At 67.8% G+C, this 18,621-nt stretch carries 23 protein-coding genes; 10 read left to right on the forward strand and 13 right to left on the reverse strand.

All coding sequences use genetic code 11. From position 1 onward, the window contains the following. Positions 1 to 68 precede the first annotated feature (68 nt). Entirely contained in the window at positions 69 to 698 is a 630-nt protein-coding gene (locus tag IAE60_RS00795) for a cysteine hydrolase family protein (protein ID WP_222937176.1), read from the forward strand. A 206-nt stretch (positions 699 to 904) separates the two neighbouring features. Further along, a complete protein-coding gene (locus IAE60_RS00800) occupies positions 905 to 1,327 on the forward strand; it encodes a hypothetical protein (RefSeq protein WP_162110642.1) in 423 nt (140 codons plus the stop codon). A gap of 91 nt (positions 1,328 to 1,418) precedes the next feature. Here the strand turns inward: IAE60_RS00800 and IAE60_RS00805 are convergent, their stop codons facing one another. Beyond that, complete coding sequence (locus IAE60_RS00805; RefSeq protein WP_162110643.1) at positions 1,419 to 2,255, reverse strand: hypothetical protein; 837 nt, start codon at positions 2,253 to 2,255, stop codon at positions 1,419 to 1,421. Positions 2,256 to 2,420: 165 nt separating this feature from the next. On the opposite strand from IAE60_RS00805, the gene IAE60_RS00810 reads away from it, so the two are divergent. Further along, positions 2,421 to 2,864 carry a hypothetical protein gene (locus IAE60_RS00810; RefSeq protein WP_187573489.1) on the forward strand — a complete coding sequence of 148 codons (444 nt, stop codon included), beginning with the start codon at positions 2,421 to 2,423 and terminating at the stop codon, positions 2,862 to 2,864. Between the two features lie 84 nt (positions 2,865 to 2,948). Next, a complete protein-coding gene (locus IAE60_RS00815) occupies positions 2,949 to 3,527 on the forward strand; it encodes a mechanosensitive ion channel family protein (RefSeq protein ID WP_187573490.1) in 579 nt (192 codons plus the stop codon). Between the two features lie 26 nt (positions 3,528 to 3,553). On the opposite strand, the gene IAE60_RS00820 is transcribed toward IAE60_RS00815, so the two are convergent. Further along, the gene (locus tag IAE60_RS00820; RefSeq protein ID WP_187573491.1) at positions 3,554 to 4,792 is read right to left on the reverse strand and encodes an MFS transporter; all 1,239 of its coding nucleotides are present in this window, start codon (positions 4,790 to 4,792) and stop codon (positions 3,554 to 3,556) included. Positions 4,793 to 4,852: 60 nt separating this feature from the next. Then, complete coding sequence (locus IAE60_RS00825) at positions 4,853 to 5,302, reverse strand: hypothetical protein (RefSeq protein WP_187573492.1); 450 nt, start codon at positions 5,300 to 5,302, stop codon at positions 4,853 to 4,855. Positions 5,303 to 5,538: 236 nt separating this feature from the next. Here IAE60_RS00825 and IAE60_RS00830 point away from each other — a divergent pair, with 236 nt between their 5' ends. Further along, positions 5,539 to 5,925 carry a DUF6165 family protein gene (locus IAE60_RS00830; protein ID WP_187573493.1) on the forward strand — a complete coding sequence of 129 codons (387 nt, stop codon included), beginning with the start codon at positions 5,539 to 5,541 and terminating at the stop codon, positions 5,923 to 5,925. 268 nt (positions 5,926 to 6,193) lie between these two features. Here IAE60_RS00830 and IAE60_RS00835 read toward each other — a convergent pair whose 3' ends face one another. From IAE60_RS00835 to IAE60_RS00845, 3 genes are all read right to left on the reverse strand, one after another. Continuing rightward, positions 6,194 to 8,026 carry a DUF11 domain-containing protein gene (locus tag IAE60_RS00835; protein WP_187573494.1) on the reverse strand — a complete coding sequence of 611 codons (1,833 nt, stop codon included), beginning with the start codon at positions 8,024 to 8,026 and terminating at the stop codon, positions 6,194 to 6,196. A gap of 200 nt (positions 8,027 to 8,226) precedes the next feature. Further along, a complete protein-coding gene (locus IAE60_RS00840) occupies positions 8,227 to 8,484 on the reverse strand; it encodes a hypothetical protein (RefSeq protein ID WP_187573495.1) in 258 nt (85 codons plus the stop codon). Positions 8,485 to 8,954: 470 nt separating this feature from the next. Continuing rightward, positions 8,955 to 10,145: a M23 family metallopeptidase gene (locus IAE60_RS00845; RefSeq protein WP_187573496.1), complete on the reverse strand. Its 1,191-nt coding sequence runs from the start codon at positions 10,143 to 10,145 to the stop codon at positions 8,955 to 8,957. A 114-nt stretch (positions 10,146 to 10,259) separates the two neighbouring features. Between IAE60_RS00845 and IAE60_RS00850 the strand changes: the two genes are divergently transcribed. The 4 genes from IAE60_RS00850 to IAE60_RS00865 all read left to right on the forward strand — a co-directional run bounded on the left by IAE60_RS00850 (position 10,260) and on the right by IAE60_RS00865 (position 13,035). Further along, positions 10,260 to 10,577 (forward strand): hypothetical protein, encoded by a 318-nt coding sequence (locus IAE60_RS00850; protein WP_187573497.1) that lies wholly within the window; start codon positions 10,260 to 10,262, stop codon positions 10,575 to 10,577. Further along, positions 10,549 to 11,235 carry a phytanoyl-CoA dioxygenase family protein gene (locus IAE60_RS00855; protein ID WP_187573498.1) on the forward strand — a complete coding sequence of 229 codons (687 nt, stop codon included), beginning with the start codon at positions 10,549 to 10,551 and terminating at the stop codon, positions 11,233 to 11,235. Before IAE60_RS00850 ends, IAE60_RS00855 begins: the two co-directional genes overlap by 29 nt. A gap of 85 nt (positions 11,236 to 11,320) precedes the next feature. Next, on the forward strand, positions 11,321 to 12,754 hold the full coding sequence (locus IAE60_RS00860) for a M20/M25/M40 family metallo-hydrolase (RefSeq protein ID WP_187573499.1): 1,434 nt from the start codon (positions 11,321 to 11,323) through the stop codon (positions 12,752 to 12,754). Between the two features lie 50 nt (positions 12,755 to 12,804). Continuing rightward, on the forward strand, positions 12,805 to 13,035 hold the full coding sequence (locus IAE60_RS00865) for a hypothetical protein (RefSeq protein WP_187573500.1): 231 nt from the start codon (positions 12,805 to 12,807) through the stop codon (positions 13,033 to 13,035). 37 nt (positions 13,036 to 13,072) lie between these two features. Here IAE60_RS00865 and IAE60_RS00870 read toward each other — a convergent pair whose 3' ends face one another. Then, positions 13,073 to 13,315, reverse strand: a complete 243-nt coding sequence (locus tag IAE60_RS00870) for a DUF2789 domain-containing protein (protein ID WP_185894275.1) — start codon at positions 13,313 to 13,315, stop codon at positions 13,073 to 13,075. Between the two features lie 238 nt (positions 13,316 to 13,553). On the opposite strand from IAE60_RS00870, the gene IAE60_RS00875 reads away from it, so the two are divergent. Then, positions 13,554 to 14,207, forward strand: a complete 654-nt coding sequence (locus tag IAE60_RS00875; protein ID WP_187573501.1) for a hypothetical protein — start codon at positions 13,554 to 13,556, stop codon at positions 14,205 to 14,207. Positions 14,208 to 14,337: 130 nt separating this feature from the next. On the opposite strand, the gene IAE60_RS00880 is transcribed toward IAE60_RS00875, so the two are convergent. The 6 genes from IAE60_RS00880 to IAE60_RS00905 all read right to left on the reverse strand — a co-directional run bounded on the left by IAE60_RS00880 (position 14,338) and on the right by IAE60_RS00905 (position 18,612). Beyond that, positions 14,338 to 14,805: a hypothetical protein gene (locus IAE60_RS00880; protein WP_187573502.1), complete on the reverse strand. Its 468-nt coding sequence runs from the start codon at positions 14,803 to 14,805 to the stop codon at positions 14,338 to 14,340. Between the two features lie 497 nt (positions 14,806 to 15,302). Further along, the gene (locus IAE60_RS00885; protein ID WP_187573503.1) at positions 15,303 to 15,743 is read right to left on the reverse strand and encodes a hypothetical protein; all 441 of its coding nucleotides are present in this window, start codon (positions 15,741 to 15,743) and stop codon (positions 15,303 to 15,305) included. Between the two features lie 115 nt (positions 15,744 to 15,858). Further along, a complete protein-coding gene (locus IAE60_RS00890) occupies positions 15,859 to 16,278 on the reverse strand; it encodes a hypothetical protein (protein WP_187573504.1) in 420 nt (139 codons plus the stop codon). Further along, on the reverse strand, positions 16,275 to 16,955 hold the full coding sequence (locus IAE60_RS00895) for a hypothetical protein (RefSeq protein ID WP_187573505.1): 681 nt from the start codon (positions 16,953 to 16,955) through the stop codon (positions 16,275 to 16,277). The genes IAE60_RS00890 and IAE60_RS00895 overlap by 4 nt, the downstream gene beginning before the upstream one ends. A gap of 701 nt (positions 16,956 to 17,656) precedes the next feature. Beyond that, positions 17,657 to 18,136 (reverse strand): hypothetical protein, encoded by a 480-nt coding sequence (locus tag IAE60_RS00900; protein WP_187573506.1) that lies wholly within the window; start codon positions 18,134 to 18,136, stop codon positions 17,657 to 17,659. Then, complete coding sequence (locus tag IAE60_RS00905) at positions 18,133 to 18,612, reverse strand: hypothetical protein (protein ID WP_187573507.1); 480 nt, start codon at positions 18,610 to 18,612, stop codon at positions 18,133 to 18,135. The genes IAE60_RS00900 and IAE60_RS00905 overlap by 4 nt, the downstream gene beginning before the upstream one ends. Positions 18,613 to 18,621: the final 9 nt, after the last annotated feature.

Genomic DNA, 18,621 nt, shown 5'->3' on the forward strand with positions numbered 1-18,621 from the left:
TCCACGCACACTGCATCATGCTGGCGACGCGGGCCGCCACTCGCGCCACACGGGACGCCACCATGTCCATGCAGGCCTATCCTGCGGGGCGCACCGCACTGCTCCTGATCGATCCCTACAACGACTTCCTCGCCGAAGAGGGCAAGTTGTGGCCGCTGGTGGCGGAGGTGGCGCGCCACGTGGATCTGCACGTCCGGCTCGAGGCCGTGCTGTCGTGCATCCGGCAGGCGGGACTGCCCGTGTTCATCGTGCCGCACCACCGCTCCGAACCCGACGACTTCAAGGGCTGGGACCATCCCACGCCCTACCAGCTGGGGGCGGCGCGCATGCAACCTTTTGCCCGCGACAGCTGGGGCGGGCAGTGGCATCCGGATTTCGCCCCGCAGCCCGGTGACATCATCGTCAGCGAGCACTGGGGCAGCAGCGGATTCGCCAACACCGACCTGGACTACCTGCTCAAGCAGCACCGCATCAGTCACGTGATCCTGGTGGGCCTGATCGCCAACACCTGCGTCGAGGCCACGGGCCGGTCCGCGGCTGAATTGGGCTATCACGTGACCCTCGTCCGCGATGCCACCGCCGCCGCCAGCGCGGCCGCGATGCATGCCGCGCACGAGATCAACGCCCCCACGTACGCGCACGCCATCCTGACCACCGAAGGCCTGCTGGACGCGCTCACCGGCCGCGCGCGTTCCTGAGGTGCGGCAAGCTCGAAGGGCCGCCGCGTGCTGTGGCGTGCGTCGCATTCCGGCTCACATTGCCGCCCGCGCACGCGCATCGATGCGTGTTCATCCCTGCATCGACGTGCGGAACTGCGACGGCGTTAGCAACTCCCCCACCCCGGGGGCTCGCTAGCATGGTGGCTCTCCGCCACCACCGCGTCCGTCCCGTACAAGGAGTGTCCATGCCCCCCCATGCCGCCGCCGCCTTCGCCGGCACCTGGCACCTGCTCCCCGAACAATGCGACTACCAGCTGGGGCACCCGCCGCGCAGCGGGCACTACCGCCTCGCCTGCACGGAAGACGGCATGCTCTCGATCAGCTCGGAATGGTTCGGCAAGAACGGCAAGCGGCATCGCGCCGCGTTCGGCGGCCGCGCCGACGGGGCGCCCTATCCGTTCCACGACACGCCGCATGCCGACGCCCTGAGCTTCGAATCGGTCTCGCCCACGCTGCTGCACTCCACCACCTGGCACGATGGCCGCGAGGTGCAGTGGTCGGAACGCGAGCTGGTCGACGGGGATACGCTGGTGATCCGCATGCGCGGCCATCTGAGCGACGGCCGCAGCTACACCAATGTCGGGGTGTTCCGGCGCCAGGCGGACTGACCCGCAGCCTGTACGTCCCGCACGCCGCAACGGCGAAGGGCGCCCTTTCCGGGCGCCCTTCGCTTGTTCCACCCTCAGGCGCGGATACGGCTCAGCGGGTCTGCACGCAGTTCTGCAGCCACAGCACGCGCTTGAAGTCGTCGTAGCGCAGGAACTGCCCCTTGAACGTCACCTTGTCGCCCTTGCGGAAGGTCAGCACGTTGGCCAGCTGGTTGGGCTTGAACAGGCAGGCCACGCCCACGCGCGGCTCGTTGTCGCCCGGCACCTGCAGCAGCCCGGAACCCTGCTCGGGGATGTCGAAGGAAACGTTGTAGTCCTGGCCATCCTCCTGCACGTAATCGACTCGACCGCGCAGGGCGTAATGACGGCCCTTGTGGCGCGCCGTCACGGCCACCGCATTGCCCTTGGCCTCGCGCGCGATCTCGCGCGAGAACACGTAGACATCCTTCACCGTCACGTCGGCGTTGTTCTGCGTCTTCGCCCCCTGCGCGGCGGCCGCACGGCCTTCCTTGCCGCCCTTCACCTTGGCCAGCAGCTGGCACATGTACGGACGGATCGCGTCCTGCTTGGCCATCTGGCCCTTTTCGGTCTTCACCGTCATCTGCACGGTGGCGGCACCGCCCTCGGCGCTGATGGCGATCAGCGTGGGGATGGCGCGCGTGGTATTGGTGGAGCGCTGTTCGACCAGCATCGTGCCGGTCTCGGCATCCTCGGTGATCACGTCCATCTTCTCGGCGATCATGATGCCGCGCATCTGGCCCATCGCGTCCTTGACCGACAGATCGGGCACGGTGACGCGGCTGGAGAAGTCGGTACCGGAGAATATGCTGCCGGACTTGCTGAAGTTGTCCTCGCATTCACCCGCGAAGGCGGCGGGCGCCACGGTCGTCAGGGCGAGCGCGATGGCGGCAAGTAGCTTGTAGGTCATGTGGTCCTCACAGAGTGGAAGTGTCGATCGATCCGGTACGACGGGCACCGCTTCCTGCCGGCACCGGCGCCGGCTCCGGCGCCCCGGCATTCTTGCAAGGGGCGAGTGTCGCCACAAGCGCGTCGACCTACAATGCGGACTGCGCCCACATCACACTTGGCGACCATGGCCTCTGCCCGACGCATCCCCCGCACGCTGGTCCGCCTCGCATTGCCGGTCTTGTCGTTGACGAGCGCTGCTGCGGGCGCGCAGGCCGATGCACCGCTCCGGACGCTCCCCGCCCAGGTGCAGGCCGACGTCGCCGCGATCGCGGAGCACCTGTCGAGCGTGCAGGAGGCGGCACCCGCGCTTGACTGCGACAAGGCCGTGGAGAACGCGCGCTGGGGCGTGGACACCATGCTGGAGGTGAGCGGGAAGAACCTGCGCAGCGGCTACCTGAGCCAGGCCGCCTACGACGCCGCCACGCCGGCGCTGGAGGCACTGCTGGCCGTATTGACCGTGCAGGACTGCCATGCCGCCACCGGCGCGCGCCGGGATTTCTACCAGTGCATGTCCAGCGACTACAACCATGTCTATGCGTGCGGCAAGGCGCATCCCTTCGAACCTTGACCGTTCGCATGCACGCGGCCACCCTTCCGGCATGAACATGCGCGTCGAGATCCTTTCCACAGCGGCTTCCTTCGAGGCCGGGCGATGAGCGGGCCCGAACTCGCCGGCTGGGTACGCGAAGGCACCGAGGCGGCGATCCCGATCGCGCAGGCGCTGGCCGTCCTGCTGGCCGCCTGGCTGCTGTTGCGCGTGCTCCGCCTCGTGGTGAAGCGCCTGTGCGCGCACTACCACCTGCCGGCGCAGGTGGCGGTCAGCGCGCGCCGGCTGTTGGGCGTCGTGGTCTACGTCTCGGCGTTCATGGTCGCGCTGGGGCGGCTGGGCGTGTCGGCCAGCGTGCTGTGGACTGCCCTGACCGGCTTCACCGCGGTGGCCGCCGTCGCGTTCTTCGCCGCCTGGAGCGTGCTGTCCAACATCTTCTGCAGCGTGCTGATCCTGACCACGCGACCTTTCCGCGTGCACGACCACATCGAGGTGCTGGAGAACGGCGACAAGCCCGGCCTGCGCGGCCGTGTCATCGACATCAACCTGCTCTATACGACCCTGCTGGAAGAAGACGCACTGCGCGGCGACACCGTGCTGCAGATCCCCAACAGCCAGTTCTTCCAGCGCACCACGCGGCGCTGGCGTTCCGGTTCGCCTCCCGCGGCGTCCTCGCCGGAGTAGGCCTGCAGGCAGGATCGGGAAGTCGCTCAGCGCGACGGACAGGCCGCTTCCACCGTGGCGTACCGGGCCCGCAGCGTCTGCCGCGCCCCGACGTAGATCAGCAGGCCGGCGACCGCCATCGCCGCGCCGACGTAGCCCGTCGAGGTCCAGCCGAGCCCGGCGGTGATCGCCATGCCGCCCAGCCACGGACCCAGCGCGTTGGCGGTGTTGAAGGCCGCGTGGTGCGACGCTGCCGCCAGCGTCTGCGCGTCGCCGGCCACGTCCATCAGGTGCGACTGCAGGATCGGCCCCAGCGCGCCCATCAGGCCGATGCCCACGGTGGCCAGCAGGATCGTCGGCAGCGTCTGCGCCATCAGCGGGAACAGCAACAGCATCGCCATGGCCCAGACCAGGACGATCCACGCGCCGCGCAGCTGCATGCGGTCGAACAGCCAGCCGCCGACGAAGTTGCCGATCACCCCGCCCACGCCGAAACCGGCCAGGCCCAGCGGTATCCACGCCGGGGCCACCCGCGTCACCTCCAGCATCGTCGGCGCGAGATAGCTGAAGACCGCGAACATGCCGGCGAAGCCGATCGCGCCGATGCCCAGCGCCTGCCAGACCGGCAGGCGGTTGAAGGCCCGCAGTTCGTCCAGCGGATGCGCCTTGGCGCCATCGATCCCCCTGGGCAACCAGATCGTCAGCAGCGTGGCGGTCGCCAGCGCGATCAGCGCGACGAAGGCGAACACCCAGCGCCAGTCGATCACCTGGCCCAGCCAGGTCGCCAGCGGATTGCCGATCAGGATGGCCAGGGTCAGCCCCAGCATCACCAGGCTGATCGCGCGCCCACGCTTGCTCGGCGGGCTGATCGCCACCGCCGTCAGTGCGGCCACGCCGAAATAGGCGCCGTGCGGCAGGCCGGCGATGAAGCGGAACACCAGCAGGCTTTCGTAGGTGGGGCCGAGCGCGCTGGCCAGGTTGCCGAGGGCGTAGAAGCCCATCAGCGCCAGCAGCAGGGTCTTGCGCTTCCAGCCCGCGCCCAGGATCGCCAGCAGCGGCGCACCGACGACGACGCCGAGCGCATAGGCGCTGATCAGGTGACCCACCTGCGGCTCGGTCACGCGCAACGAGGCCACCATGTTCGGCATCAGCCCCATGCTGGCGAACTCGCTGGTGCCGATGGCGAAACCGCCCAACGTCAGCGCGAACAGGATCAGGTCGATCTGGCGGGGCGTCAGCGCCTCGGCGACGGACGAAGAGGAAACGAGGGGCGGTGCGACATCCATCCCGCCATTATGCTGCAGCGCAACAGTAAGGGTCGACCCTGCGGATGGAACGCTGCGGCCTCAGCCGCCGCGGTACTCGGCCATCACCGCCTCGGCGTCGGGATTGGCGCGGGCGCGCTTGCGCACGAAGACGATCGGGATCGGCCCGTTCATCACCGACATCACCCGGTTCGCCTCGTCCTGCGACGACAGCGTGCTGAAGTTCGCGCTCTGCGACCGCGTGTACGGAATGCCGGCGTCGTCCAATCGTCGCGCCAGCGCCTCCGCCCGCTGCGCCGCGTCGGACGGGCAGTTGGCGGGCGCGAAGATCACCACGTGATGGCCGGACTGTCCATCCGGCAGCGGGATGTCGACGAACCCGTGGCGGCTGGATGCGCCGGATTCCGTCGCGGCCTCGCCGGTGACGCGCGCAGCCACCGCCTTCACCGCATCGCGCGGCAGGTATTCGCGCGCGGCCAGCACCGCCAGCGCCGCCACAGCGGCGAAGAAGCCCACCTTCAGCACGTTCATCGCCACTACTCCGCGCGCGCGATGTCCGCCACGGGTGCCGCCGCCTGCTCCCGCGCCGACAAGGATACGAGCGCACCCACCTGCAGCAGCAGGCCCATCATCCCGTTCCGCATATGTTCCCCTTGGAGGCGCCCCCCGGCGCGCATGCCCTATTCCATCGCACTCCGTCGGGTCGCGCAATCGGCGCCCCTGCCCGCACGTCCCGGTGCCTCGGGGCGCGGCGCTAGAATGCGCACATGAACACCATCCTGATCCCCGTCTCCATCGGCGAACTGGCCGACAAGCTGTCCATCCTGGAAATCAAGGCCGCGCGCATCGACGATGCCGGCAAGCGCGCGCATGTGCAGGTGGAACTGGAGGGTCTGCGCACGCTGTGGGACGCGCAGGTGGCGGCGCAGGCCGACCTGGCGGCCATGAAGGACGCACTGCGCGCAATCAACGAGCGCATGTGGGACGTGCAGGACGCGCTGCGCGCGAAGGAAGCCGCGCAGGTGTTCGACGCGGACTTCGTCGAACTGGCGCGCTCGGTGGCGCGCCACAACGGCGAGCGCATCCAGGTGAAGAACGTCATCAACCGCCTGGCCGGTTCGCGCTTCATCGAAGAGAAGCAGTACCAGGCCTGATAGGGGTCCTGCGCCGGACCGGGGCGCGATCGATGATCGCTCCGGGCGCCGTCATCAGGACGCCGCATGCGATCCGTGCGCCCTGAGTCCCGATGGAAGCCGTGCCGCGCGAGGATTCGTCGGGGTCAGTTCGCGCCCCGCCCTGATCGTGCCTGGATCGACCTGCTCCGGGCGGCCCTCTGTCCAGGGCGACATCAGGCCAATCCGAAGTCATTCGATCGGGACGATGCGCGGCACGGTCGTCCTCTTCCTGTTCGTGGATGGGCCGCTACGACCCGCTCGCGGTCACCGTGCACTGCAACTCCACCGTCACCTGTCCCCCCACCGGCAGGGTAGGAATGGTGATGCCGCTTCCCAGCAGGCTGCTCACCGGCACGGTGGGCGACGGACAACTCGCACCGCCGGTGGCGGTGCAGGTGGCCGTCGTGGAAGGCGTGGTGCAGTCCTGACCGGCACCGGCCGTGTCGGTCAGCAGGACATTAGTGGCGGCCAGCGGACCGTTGTTGCTCACCACGATGCGGTAGGTCACCACTTCCCCACTGATCACAGTGCCCGGATCGGCGGTTTTCACCACCTGGAGGTCTGTCTGCTGCAGCGTATTGGTGAACGTGCACTCGATGTTGGCCCCTGCCGCCGTGGCCGCCGCGTCAAGCACCACCGTACGATTGGCCAGGTCCGGCGTCGCCGTGCCGCCGGCACCCAGGCCCGTGCAGGTGATGTCGCTCACCCGATACGTTGCGGGCGAGGTGCTTTCCGTCACCGTGGTGGCGGTTGCGGCCGCAGTGAGGAGCTGGGTGGCGCCCGCGACCGGGGTGCCGGCGGTGATCGTGGTCAGCGTCTGCGCGGGCACGCCGTTGGTGCCGGTGAACCCGAAGCTGTCCACCCCGCCCACGCTGATCTTGCGGATGGTCAGCCGCGCCGTGGACTGGTCCGCGTCCGTGGCGGTGTTGTTCGCAAGGTTGGTGTCGCCGACGGCACTGGGCGGGGTGATGGTCACCGTGTTGGTCAGCTCGCCGGTGTATCCAGCCGGCACCGTCATCGTGAGCTGATAGGTGGCGACCGCTCCCGGCGGCAGGTCCAGACCGGTGTCGTTCAGCGCGCCCGTGCCGCTGGCGGCACCGCAGCGCGCACCGCCGGAGGTGGCACTGCACGTCCAGCTGACGGTGGCCGGATCGATGCCCGCCGGCACCGGATCGCTGACGATGACGTTCTGCGCACCGAACGAGCTGCTGGTGTTGCGCACCACGATGGTGTACGTCCGCACGCCCGCCACATAGGTGTCGTCCGCCAGGTCGTTGGGGCCGGATGCCGGCGTGTTCGTCTTGGTCACCGACAGGTCGGCGTCGAACAGGATCGGGGCGGCGGAGCAGTTGGCGCCGTCAGCGTTGCTGGACGACGGTGCCGTGCTCATCAGCGTGGCCGTGCCGGTGGTGGGATCGAGGGCATAGATCGAACCGCCGCTGGTGGCGAACAATCCATTGCTGAAACCCCACATCGCGATGGCGGTGAAGAGGGGCGACGTGGAGCCGATCGTCGCAACGGCGCCGGTGGCGGGGTCCACCCTGACCAGCTGGCCGCCGCTCACGCCGTACAACATTCCGTCGTACCAGGCGAAGTCCGACACCTGGATCGAGGTGCTGAGCGTGATCGGAGTTGCGGTGCGCGTGGCGATATCGATCCGGTACAGGGTGGTACCGCCGAAACCGGACATGACGTAGTAATCGCCCGTCGGCGAGATCACGCCATTGTTGTAGTTGCTCAATGGCAGCCCGGCGATCGGTCCAAGGTTCACGCTGCTGCCATCCGCCCCTACGCGTATCAGTTCATTGCCGCTATATCCCACCCATTCGATGCCATAGATGTAGTTGTCGAGTGGGTTGAAGCCGATGCCGTTGCGGGCCGAACCGGTGCCCAGGCTGGTATAGGTGAAAGGAACCGCTGCATAGCCCACGTTGTACAGCGTCGACACGGTGGCTACCGTGTCGACCTGGTCCAGGAACATCCGCCCGTCGCAGGTGCCGAACGAGGCCTGCTGGGCCTGCGCCGGCAAGACCAGCGCCAGCATCAGCAGGCAGAACACCACCAGGAATCGCACATTCATATCGAATCGCTTCTTCATTTCCTGCAAATCCATTTGTCGTTGATCCACCCGTTCGGGCGCGCCGATGCGAAGGCATCAGGCCGGGACGCGTGGCATGACGGAGGCGGTGCGCCATACCTGTTCCCGTATGCGCACGCACTTACCGCGCCCGTAGCGCGACGTAGCACTTCCGAACCCATCGAAGGCACGCGAGCGTCACCTCAGACGTTGGTGCGGCCATCGCCGTTGCCGCCAGCGCACCCGGCACCGTTCAGGCCATAGCTCAGGCCGGATGCGTAGAAAGGCCGATCGCGAATGGACAGCCACACCTCGGTGCTCAGGTCGCCGGCGTTCTCCGCGCGGTTCTGCCAGTAGCCCTGGGTGAACTGGCATGCACCTTCTGCACGGGCATCGGTCATGGCCAGCAGTCCGGCAGCGGCCATCAACAGGCCCGCCGTCGCATTGCGAAACAGCATCATGCTTGGGATCCTCGATTGGGTGGTGGTGAAGCACGGGCATCGCGCCCATGCCATCGGCCGCCTCGCACTACGCGCCACAGGCGCCATGTGCCCAGCGGCAACACCCTTTCAATTCGTGACGCGCGTCAAAAAAAGGACAGCGGACTCGCACGCAGGCGGGCCGACCAGGGGAGCAGTCGACTCACTTTTGCATCACGACGAGGGAGGCCACGCAACGCGAAGGAGATAGGCCGCTTGTGCAGCATCGGGACCTACCGGTATCCGCGGCGACGCACATCACCGTAAGAGTTCGCGCACGACGGCTCAGACGATGGCAATCCCACCGCTCCGGGGCGGGCATGCGCCACACGCTCTGCCGCGCCTCCCGCAGCGGCCGCAGTGGCTCATGCCAGCGGCCGGCGACACGCTGCCGGTTTCAGAGGGCGGACGGGAAAGGCGCCACGGTGCCGGCGCCACCGTCCACCCAACACTCACTCGCAGAACGCGATCACGTCGTTGTCGACCGGCAACTGGTCCGATCTCGGCGCGTGGTCCTTGCTGGACCGCGATGCGGGCTTGCCTTCCATCACCGCCTCCAGCGACGTCACCGTGCCGCGCGGCCGGTGGCATTCGAACGTGTACGGCAGGCCCTCCGCCGCCAGCGGCGACGGTGCATCCGCCACGTGCAGGTGCAGGTGCGGCGCATCGGACTGGCCCGAATTTCCCAACTTGCCGATCACCTGCCCCTTCGTGACCGTCTGACCCGGGCTGACGGTCACGCTGCCGGGAATCAGGTGGCCGTACGTCACGTACCGGCCCTGGCCGATATCCAGGATCACCGCGTTGCCGGCAATGGTGTCCAGCGAAATCCTGCCTTCCGGCAACTGGCCGGGCGTGTTGTCGGGCAGTTGCTCGCGCACGCTGACCACCGCACCGTCGGCCACCGCCAGCACGGGCTCCGCATAGCCGGCCCACGCCGCGTTCTGGGTGGCATCGGCCTTGAACGCGCGACCACCCGCGTCCAGCTTGACCAGGTCGATGGCGTACCGCTGGGCGATCCGTGCCTGTCCGTCCAGCACCACCTGTGTTCTGCGATGGTCGGCGTCGTTCGACAGGCCATTGGCCACCAGCCAGTCGCCGCCCTTCAGCGGCGGCCCCAGTACCACGACTTGGCTCGACGGCGCGACGGCCACGCGTGGCCCATCGAGCTGGACGCGGCTTGGATCGGCGTCCGGCGGGCCCGCGATGCTCAGGCGGTGCGAGAGTACGCGCGGCGGTGCGGCGTCCACCGGCACCTGCACTTCGATGAACAGCGTTCCGAAGCTCCCCGGCGCGAGCCTGCCGCTCGGTGTGCCGGCCGCCTGCCCCGGCACCGCCAGCATGCCGGCCAGGTCGGGTGCCGCGAAGCGGGCCAGCAGGCGGCCGTCGTCCGCCACGACGTCCAGCTGCGCCAGCGCGATCTCGCGGCTGGCGAAGTTGGACAGGCGCATCTCGTAGAGGAAGTGCCGCATCTCGCCGCTGCGGATGACCGCGGGCGGCACGGAGACGTCGACATCGAGCGGCACCACGGACGGGGGAGCCGCCTGTGCGGTTGCGCCCAGCACGCACAGGGTCGCAACCGCCACCGCGGCCAGGCCACGACGACGTGCAGGATCGAATGGGGAAGGCAGACGCTGGCGCATGGGAGGGTCCTGGCAGAGAGCCTCCATTCTTCGAAAGCGCGGAAGGCCGCCGGAGTGCCACTGGTCATGGGCCGTGTCCTGTCACAGCGGCCGGCTTGGCGGTAGAGTCGCGGCATGAGTGTGCGCACGATCGTCGAGCATGGCTGCCCGCTGACGGTACAGACGCTGGAGCGCGTGGATGCGCTGGGCGCGACGTACTGGCAGGCGCGGGCGATGTTCCGCACCGCCTCGGGCCAGGCGCGCGTGGACGTGGTCACCCGTACCCGCCACGCCACGCGCGAGGCCGCCGAACGCGCGGCGCTGGCGCTGGCGCGCGACAATGGCTGGGGGCGCGCGCAAGTCGTCGCCGCGGCATGCGGCGGGGAGCGCTCCGGCAGCGCGCCACGCCCCCTACAGGAATCCCATGATCGGCCGCGACGCACTCCTTCGTGATGGCTATGTCCTGCTGCGCGGGGCCATTCCGTCCGACTGGCTGGACACGCTCCGCGCCACCTTCGACGACGGTGTCCTGCCCTCGCATGCCTGGCCGGTGCCGCGCGGGCCCGGGTGGCGGCATGCGCTGGTGGACCTGGACCCCACGATACAGGCGGTGTGCCGGCTGCCCGCGGTGCTGGCCGCGGCCGGTACGCTGATCGGCGAGCGCTTCTTCCTGGCGCAGGTGGAGGGCCGTGAGCCACTGGAGGGCGCCGGCCACCAGGGCCTGCATCGCGACCTGTCGGCCGAGCGCTGCGGCGATACCGTCAATGCGCTGGCCTTCTTCGACGACTACGGCCCGCACAACGGCGCCACCCGCCTGGTGCCGGGCAGCCACCGCCCCGCGACCCGCGATGCGGCGCTCGATCCGGCCGACGAAGCACGTGCGGTGCAGCTGTCCGGCCACGCCGGCGACATCCTGGTGTTCGACGCCGACCTGCTGCATGGCGCCAGCCTCAATCCCAGCGGCGCGCGCCGCCGCTCCATCCTGTTCGGCTTCTTCGCCGAGCCGCGCCATGCCGCCCACCTCGTCACGGCGCACCTGCGCAACGTGCGCATGGCCACGGACGAGCGCTTCGATCCGGTGCCGTGGCCACCGGTCGCACCGACCGCGTAGGCGGTCCCCGGCACGCGTGGTACGGCCGGGGAAGTGGTAGCGTGGCCGTCCTGAGGCCACGGGCCGCCATCCGGGGGGATGCACCATGAGACCGTTGTTGCCGGGTTGGCCGACATGGTGGTTCTTCGTGCTGGCCGGACTGGCGCTGCTGCGCGCGTACACGCCGTCGACGCCGGTGCGCACGCGCGTCGCCGCCGCGCCTGCCGACGCCCCGGCGTCCGTCGTGGACGCATCGCACCAGGGCGTGCGCACGGCGCGCGCGCGCGCCGGTGGCAGGCGCGGTCCGCCCACCCCGACGGCCGCACCGGACGACCCGTTCGCGCCGGTGTACATCGTGACTTCCGACGCGACCTGGCAGGGCATCCGCGGCCTGGCCCGTGGTGTGGCCACCCCGCGCGACAGCACCGGCATGCCGCTGGTGATCGCCGAAACCCGGGCCGATCGCCTGGGCGACATCAGCCGCTACGTGCACGAGAACGAGCGCCGCTGCGGCGGCTACTTCGCCTTTCCCGACCGCGCGCAGGCCGAGGCCTTCGTGCGTGGCGACCGGGCGAAGCTGGCCATGGCCAAATCGGCGCTCGCCCGCTACGCGCTGGACAACCAGGCCACCGTCGGCCGCTGGCTGCCGCAGGTGCAGGAACAGCGCCTCTACGACACCATCAACCACCTCTCCCGCTACCGCAACCGCTACTACGCCAGCAGCCACGGCAGAACCTCGGCCGAATGGATCCGCGACCACTGGCAGTCGCTGGCCGCCGGCCGCAGCGATGTCACCACCGAGCTGTTCACCGCCTGCAGCACCTGCAGCACGCAGCCGTCGGTGATCCTCACCATCCGCGGCTGGGACCTGCCCGATGAGGTGGTGGTGCTGGGCGCGCACCTGGATTCGATCAACGGCAACACCCGCAACGATCCCAACCAGCTGGCACCGGGCGCCGACGACGACGCCTCCGGCATCGCCACGCTGACCGAAACGCTGCGCATCGCGCTGGCCGACGGCTGGCAGCCGCGGCGCACGGTGAAATTCATGGGCTACGCGGCCGAGGAAGTCGGCCTGCGCGGCTCCAACGCCATCGCGCAGTCGTTCCGCGCCGGCGGCGTCAACGTGGTCAGCGTGCTGCAGGTGGACATGACCAACTACAAGTCCGGTGCGGTCACGGACATGAAGCTGATCAGCGATTACTCCAACACCGACCTGAAGAACTTCTTCGTCACCCTGTTCGACACCTACCTGGCGCCCATGGGGCTGACGCGCAGCAACACCGCCTGCGGCTACGCCTGCTCCGACCATGCGTCGTGGACGAACGCCGGCTATCCGGCGGCGATGATGTTCGAGGCCGGCGATCCGGGCGGCAGCTTCCCCTATATCCACACGCCGTACGACACGCTGGGCACCATGGGCGAGTCGGCGCAGCACAGCGTCAAGTTCACCCAGTTCGCGCTGGCCTACCTGGGCGAAACCGCGAAGACGCGCGGCCGGGTCACGGGCGGTCCCGCGCAGGTGTTGCCGGCGCAGTGAAGACCCCGCACGCGCGCCCCTTCTCCTCTTCCGTCACAGGCGTCGACGACATGCAACGCGTGTACCGCGCCACGCGCGCAAACGAGCACTACACCCTCGAGCTGGCCGAGACCCGGATCCGCTTCACCCGCGACACGGGCACGCGCGAATCGTTCGGCGGCAACGACATGCCCTACGCGCGCTTCCTGCGCAGCGAAAAGTGGCACGACCATGTGCGCGAGATCTACGGCGAGGACGTGCTGGCGGCGGCGCTGGCCGCCGCGCGGGAGAAATGCGGCTGAAGCCGACGCGGCCTCGATGGCCGTGTCGGTCACGCGCCTAGTCCGGACGGCCGTGCAGCGCCACGTTCAGGCGGTCCACCACCATCGCCCAGTCGGCGTCGTCGAGGCGCTCTTCGCGCAGCAGCTGGGCCTGGGCAGGCGTCCAGAACGGGGCTTCTTCCAGGCGCATGCCGTCGGGCAGCGGGGAATGGGTGGCGATGAACTGCTGGATGCTGGCGTGGTCGTCGGGCAGGCCCAGTTGGGCGAACAGTTCGGAGAAGGGGTGGATGGCGTGTTCCATGGCGATGCCTCGTGGGAGAGGTGTCAGGGTAACCCTGGCGGTGTGAAGCGGGTGGTGGACGCCGCTGCCCGGACGGGTTGCAGCACCCCCGGGTGCGCTGCATGCTCTGGGCTCTTTCCTTGTCCCCTCCTTCTCGATGCGCCGCGGTCTTCTGCCTTTCGCGTTGGTGTGCGTGGTGCTGGGTGGCCTGGCATACCGCTACGTCGTTCCGACCACGGGAAGAGGCACCGCTTCCCTCATGTCCACGACGAAGACGGAATCTGCGTCGTCCCTCGATCCGGCGCAGCAGGCCAGCACGCAGAGCGGCATGACCGAGGCAGCCGGCCTCGCGGCGCTTCCGGCGCTGCACCGTGAAAGGATCGAGGTCGGCGATGCGTTGTGGGAGGCCGCCACGCCCGAGCAGGCCGCCTGGCTCAACCGCCACGGCTTTCCCACCTCGGGCCAGTTGGCCGCCTTCAATGGCGCACAGGCGGCGCAGTTGCCTGCGGACGGGCGGGCGCGTTCGCCGGTGGATGTGGTGGTGGCGGAGAGTGTGGCGATGAGCGATCCGGTCTCGAAGGCGCGGGCGTTGGCGCTGCTGCGGGGGGCGAGCGAAGCGGGGTCTTCGTATGCGCTGCAGTCGCTGGCCCGCATCGCGCAGTTGTCCGAGCGCGATCCGGTGAAGGCCGAGGGCTACTATCGCGCCGCGTTGCTGCGCGGGGACTGGCTGGTCGGCCTGCGTGAAATTCCGCGTCTTGCGCCGGAACAGAACTATGCGGCGGACCTGCGCGCCGCCCGCCTCATCGAGCAGATCAACCACGCAAGGCGGCAGCGGGGGCTTCCCGCGTTGGGCGTGGACCTGCGTCCCGGCGCCGAGGAAGCCTTCGAACTACTGTCCGACGGCAAGCGATAGCGCCGTAGGGTGGGCCCTGGCCCACCGTCTGGTTTGCACTGTGAGTGATGGGAAGGCGGGCTTGAGCCCGCCCTACGCCGCACGAAAAAGGCGGGCCGAAGCCCGCCTTCCGTCTGCATCGCGCGCCGGGTTACGCCGTCGGTTCGGGTTCGCGGCGCCGCTTGCGGTCGAAGCGGGCGCCCAGGGATTGCCGCAGGGCGTCCAGGCCTTCGCCGCGGCCGGCGACTTTCAGCAATGCGTAGCCTTCCAGCGAGGCCACCATCAGGTCGCTGCCCAGGGCCATCTCGCTGTCGGCCATGCGCTCGTACAGGCGTTGCACGCGCGCCAGGCGTGGGCGCAGGGCATCCAGCGCCGCCAGGTCGGCGCGGTAGGCGTCCACGTCGAAGTTGCGCGGCAGCACCTGTGCGTTATCGGCCAGCACGGTGACGGCCTGGCGGCAGAAGGCTTCGGACTTGTCGCCCATCTTGGTGAGTTCGCGGCGTTCGTCGGGGCTCAGGCCGATGAGGTCGGTCAGTTGGCCTTCCAGTGCGGTGATGATGGCGTCGAGGGAATTCAGGCGGTCGACGTCCAACTGCAGGGCGATGCGGTTCTGGCTCATGGTCACTCCTTGATCCACGTTGGGAATACCGGCCGGGATGGCCGGCCCTGGCAGGCTAGCGCGCGCCGCGCGCGATTGCCTCTCACATTCGCAGTGTGAGAGGCGCGATATGCCACGCGCCAACGGGGAGCGACGGGGTGTTGGGTGTGATCGATGGGGCTCTGAGTGTGAGCGATGGCGCTCGGCGTGCCATCGATGGGGCTCTGAATGCGATGTGCCGGGCTCAATGTGAGACGGATGGCCTTCGGAAGGCCATCGATGGGGCTCTGAGTGTGATGTCCCGGGCTCGTTGTGTGATGTGCGGGGCTCAGAGCGCCATCGATGGCATTCCGAGTGTGATGTGTGGGGCTCAATGTGAGACAGATGGCTTTCCGAGTGCCATCGATGGGGCTCAGTGTGAGAGCGATAGGGCCTGGAGAGCCATCTCGGGCATAGGGTGGGCTCGTCCACCTCACTCCAACGGATGGGGAGGCGGGCTGAAGCCCGCCCGCGGACCTTTACGTGGAAGGCTGGAGCTTGGCGACGCGTGCGCACGAGGCAGCGGCATAAGCCGTAAACACGGGCTCCGCCTCTGCCTTGTACCGGCTGCGCTCCTCCAGCCACATGATGTCCAACTGGGCAAGCATCAGCCCCGGGAAGAGCGCATCGTCCTCCGCATCGATCTTGAAGATGTCGATGACGGTCTTGAAGAACGGGTCGTCGCTTGAGCCGACATTTTGAACTTTCGCGGCTTCGTTCATAACACTCATGAGCTTGCCGCGCGCATGCGCATAGACCGCCGCGCTGGCGATCCTCGTGCACTTCATCGCGACAGTGCTCCGCTCCTCCACGCCCGACGCTGTTTCCGCGAGATCGATCGTCACCTTACGTTTCGAAGTGTTCTTCGCGAACGTTTCCGTGCATGCAAGCAAGGAGAGAACAAAGAACATGTACTTCATGGTGCTCCTAGATAAGGGCTCGTGGGGTTGGCCATGGCTACCCGCTTGGATTGCGCGGCGGCTGATGGGGAGGGGGGCTGAAGCGCGTAGCGCGGGCCCTGGCCCACCGCGCACATCACGCGCGGCGGGGTGCGAACCAGCGGCGAACCGAAGGCAGGAAGAGCATCGGCACCACGGCGATGCGCAGCAGGGACGACAGGCCGGTAAGCCACTCCGTGGTCCACATGCCACGGCGCACGAACATCAGCAACACGAAAGCGGAGAGCACGGTGGTGATCACCAACCAGACTCTCGCCCACCGCCATCGACGCCACAGTGCGAAGCACATGGCGAGGCAATAGATCCCGTTGACCAGGGCGATGGGAAGGAAGAGCTCGACCGTTCCCAGCGCACTTCGCCACATCGACGCCACTTCCAGCGCGTAGTGCGCCAGGTAGCACGCGAGTGTTGCCAAGAGCGCCGGAGGTACAGCTGGGTGCTCAAGCATTGGAAGCGGCGCATTCGAAGCCTGGTAGGGATTGGGGAACTCGCTCATTGCGCCACCGCACCCGACTGCGCCTTCGCCGTCAGCGCCTCGGACAGCAAGGATTCGTAGAGCTGCAGGCGGATACGCATGAGGTTGGCCACCATCATGGCGAAGTAGAACACGATCAATCCGAAGCCGAGGATGAATTGCCAAGTGGGCATGTCCAACAGATCGTCTCCGTGGCGGAAGAAAAGCCATGCCGACACCAGCACCGGCAGTACGCCGAGACGTTCAAGTCCGCCGGTGAACATGCCGATCTTGGCGGACATCTGCGCCAGTGCCAGCCGCGCCATGCGCTGGTGTTCCTCCAGGGCGGCGGTTGGACGTTCGCTCAGCCACACGATGATCGTCCGGAACAGCGGCATGTCATGGTCGAGTTGGCTGACCTGGTCGGCACGCCACCGCCAGAGCGACCAGCCCAGCACGCCGTATGAACGGGCAATCCCGGGCAGCAGTGCGAGCAGGAATACCGCGAAGCCGATCTGCGCCCACGTGATCATCCACTTGCCGGGGGTCATGATGTGGACCAGCACGAACGGGACCAGCGTGAACATGGCCGCGACGGCGCCCACGACATTGGCGATACGGAAGAGTGGCGGTGTGTTGAGGGTAGCCGCAGGGCCGTCGGGCATTTCCCTGAGCCGGCGGTCCAGTTCGGTGAAGCTCAATGTGTTCTCGATGGTCATGGGGGCGTCCCCGCCAGCTCATTAATCCACGGGTAGGGGCGACCCGTGATCCGCATCGCCCATGCTCACTTCGAACGGCAGCTCATGGCGGCATGGTGCATCACGTGGCGGGTACTTCCATCGGCTCACCGATGCCAGTACGGCGTCCTGGTAGGGCTTGGGCCCTTCCTTGATGTTGGGGCCCGGGCGCCAGTCGGTGGAAGCAATGCGGGGAGATTCGACAGACCCATCGCGACGGATGACGAATGCCACGACAAACCTTGCCTGGAACTCGCTATCCACGCTGAAGGGAAATCTGCCGTGTGGGCTGGCGATCGGCGCGACCGCGGACGGACACGTTCCGATACGAGAGACTTCTGTATGACTGCACTTGGCCGAAGACGCCTCTTGCGCATGCGTGCACGCCGCGCCATCGGGGGGATCATTGCTCGAATGTCGCGTACGGCTCTCATCTACACATCCTGACAGCAGCATCATGGTCAGCAGCAGCGGTGACGACAAGCCAAAGCGATGCCCGTGCCGACACGGTGCGCGTGCGATCTTCCCACTGCTTTCGGACACCATTGTTTCTTCGCTGCGCATGTCATCCCCTTACGCTTGTCGCCCCGGCCCGACAAGCGGGCTGGCTCTACCATTGAAAGTCGCTTCGCGCGACCGGCCGTAAGCGCCGAAGGCCCACCCTAGACCCGGCTATCACGACGCTAGAGTGGCCATCGGTCGCGAAGTCGGTCATGCCAAGTACTCACCCGATGCAGCCGCTGCACTACTTCATCCAGTAAAGCGGGCGAGTAATAGGTTTCGCGCTGGTCGTCGGACGTTGGCAAACCCGCCACGCATGCCATGCGCTCTCCATCCAGTGGGGGACTCCATCGACCGTGCACGAGGTCGTTCCTGATCTGTCTAAGTGCGTCGAGCTCATCGAAAAAGTCTGCATATTCCCTGGCGCCTTCCGAGCCGGGTGCATATACGGTGGCGACTCGCTTCCTCAGGAACTCGATCCGCGGCCCCACGCCCTGATTGTTGTAGCGATGAGTGAGACCAGGCAGCTCTTTTGCGCCATCGGTCCATACCAACTGAAGGCCGAGGCTGACGTCGAGGCGAGAGTAAGCGAACAGGAGCAACCCCAGCCGCTCAGCGATTGCGCTCTCGACCCGTTCTGCTTCGTCACCAAACAGCATCATCGGGCCACACACCCTACAGACCGCGGCGTCACGGGATAGCAATCCTCCACCGAGGTGCCAGGGCAATAGACATGATTCGATCGCGCGGTGATCTGGGTCCAGCTGTTGCCGTCGCGGTACAGCAGTGTGCCGCCGGTGCAGCGGTAGCCGGGCGGGATGGGATGGATGACGGGGGCGGGACGGGGCGGAGGGACGGTGGCCGTACGGATGGCGGCCTGCATCTCGCGTTCCAGCTTGGCGGTTTCCTGCTGGATCAGGCGCACGGCTTCTTCGGCATCGCGCTGTGCCTGGTGGCGCTCGTAGGCATTGAAGATCAGCAGCGCGGCCAGCACACCGACGCCAACGGCCACGCCGATCTTCCAGGCGAAGCCTTCATTGCTGCGGGAATGAGACGGATGCGACGGGCCACGATAGGAGCGTGGACGGAACTCGACGTCCTTCATGTCCTTGTCGGAACTGGGCTCCTGACGTTCCATGGCATCCCC

Source organism: Pseudoxanthomonas mexicana (assembly GCF_014397415.1).
In the GTDB taxonomy this organism is placed as follows: domain Bacteria; phylum Pseudomonadota; class Gammaproteobacteria; order Xanthomonadales; family Xanthomonadaceae; genus Pseudoxanthomonas_A; species Pseudoxanthomonas_A mexicana.